The 1831-nt window shown below is 44.7% G+C and carries 1 protein-coding gene and 2 pseudogenes; all 3 read left to right on the forward strand.

What is annotated here, in order from left to right; all coding sequences use genetic code 11:
* Nucleotides 1–214, forward strand: a pseudogene (locus tag PVV57_RS10185) (hypothetical protein); the annotation flags it as partial.
* Between the two features lies 1 nt (nucleotide 215).
* Nucleotides 216–1145 (forward strand): hypothetical protein, encoded by a 930-nt coding sequence (locus PVV57_RS10190; protein WP_273784027.1) that lies wholly within the window; start codon nucleotides 216–218, stop codon nucleotides 1143–1145.
* A gap of 39 nt (nucleotides 1146–1184) precedes the next feature.
* Nucleotides 1185–1831, forward strand: a pseudogene (locus PVV57_RS10195) (hypothetical protein); the annotation flags it as partial.

Consider the following 1831-nt stretch of genomic DNA (forward strand, 5'->3'; position numbering starts at 1 on the left):
ACAACAGACAGTTTTAGGAAAGAAACGCGCGCTCATTTGTGAATGTAGTGGGAAGGGTGTTCTTGATCAAGTTGACAATTTGCAGGTTGCAGAGGATTGGGCGCGTGAGAATGGCGCTTTTGAGATAGAGATTTTAGGGCGTTTGGGTTGGAAACGTGCTCTGAACAAACAAGGTTATGGCATAACGATGCTTTATTATAGGAAGGAATTGTGACATGGGGAGCAGGAGACCCTCAACGACAGAACAGAAGCAGGTGCAGACAAGTGCACCTCCTAGTTGGATGCAGAATGTCTTTAAGCGAGGTGGTGCGGATGCGTATAATCTGTATGATAGAGGGATGGGTGGTAATGTTTATGGGGGACCGCGTGTTGCCCCATTAAGTGATCAAACGCGCTATGGAATTGGTGGACTTGGCAGCATACCTCAGCATTATCAAAATCGCTCTTTGATGAATACGGTCTACAATCCAACGTCGGCAGCCAATAATCTTGGAAGCATGGCTTCGGGTGGTATGGTTGGACAGAACCCCTCTTTTAATGCCGCCCTTCAAAATAGCTTAGACCGTGTAAGAGATACGATTAACAGCTCTTTTGCCGGTGCAGGTCGTTATGGTTCTGGTGCACATACAGGGGTATTGGCAAATGAACTTGGTGCTTTGTCGACAAGTGCGACAGCGAACCAATATAATCAAGATGTTCAGAATATGATGCAAGCCAATGCCATGATAGACCAAGCCAATCAAAATCAATTGGGAGCCTCCAATAACTTCTTACAAGGTTATGGGAATGCCTATTCCAATGCCATAGAGGGGGGAGGTGTGCTTGATACGCACAATCAGAGAGTTGTTGATGCTAATCGTGAACGTTGGCTAGAGCAAGACAATAGCGGTTGGAATAGGTTGAATATGCTTATGAACGCCGGTCATGGCTTTGCAAGAAATTACGGCACGACAACGAACAATAATACAGCTTCGATGATACAAGGTAATAGCCCATGGAAAAATGCAGGAACTATAGGTTCCCTGGCACTTCAAGTAGCACCAATGGCTTTTGGTTACATGGCAGGTGGTCCAATGGGAGCAGCTTTAGCAGCAGGAGCCCCCTATGCTTTTTTAAAGTACATGGATGAGAAACAGAAACAATAGCTGTATAATCATTAAAGAATAGTTTTTTAGGAGAATGTGATGGCAGTTCCATTATTATTTCCATTATTATTTGCAGGTTCTATGGCAGCGAGAGCTGCGCCTCATATTTTTAGATATATTGCTCCCAAAGCGGTTACAGGGGCGAACAGATTGGGACAATTAATAACAAAGAACCCCGTGGGGAAATTCGTAACAAGGAACCCCAAATTCAGTGCATTGATGGCTGGAGGGACAGCTATTGAAAGTATGGTGTCACCAGAGGAAGCACGTGCTCCAAACAACCCCTATTTACAGAACATGCAGAATCCATATGGACCATTTATGCCCTATACGGCTCCTAGAGCGGAGATGCCTCTTGGAGTTGATCAACAGCCACCTATGCCAAATGCACTGGAGGCTTCTCCACAAGAACTTAAAACTCATGTTAATGAACAAATGCAACCATTAGCGCCCGCATCTCCAACACCACCTTCTGAACCGACAGATTTAGATAAGTTTTTACAGTCCAATAGTTATAAGTTTTTTCAATCAGATGCGTATCAGAAGCTCAAAGATCTTTTTGCAGGTATGGCAGAATCTTCATCAGACGGTTCAGGGTGGGATGCGCTTGCAAGTGGTGTGAAGCGTCTTAATGAAGGCGATAAACAAAGAGGGCAGGTTAACCAGACCGTCGAGTATCTAAAGTC

The sequence above is a fragment of the Bartonella sp. AU15XJBT genome, from assembly GCF_028618615.1.
In the GTDB taxonomy this organism is placed as follows: Bacteria; Pseudomonadota; Alphaproteobacteria; order Rhizobiales; family Rhizobiaceae; genus Bartonella.

Bases quoted from the DNA above. Each gene is read 5' to 3' on its own strand.
- PVV57_RS10190 (WP_273784027.1), top strand. From the start codon at position 216: ATGGGGAGCAGGAGACCCTCAACGACAGAACAGAAGCAGGTGCAGACA.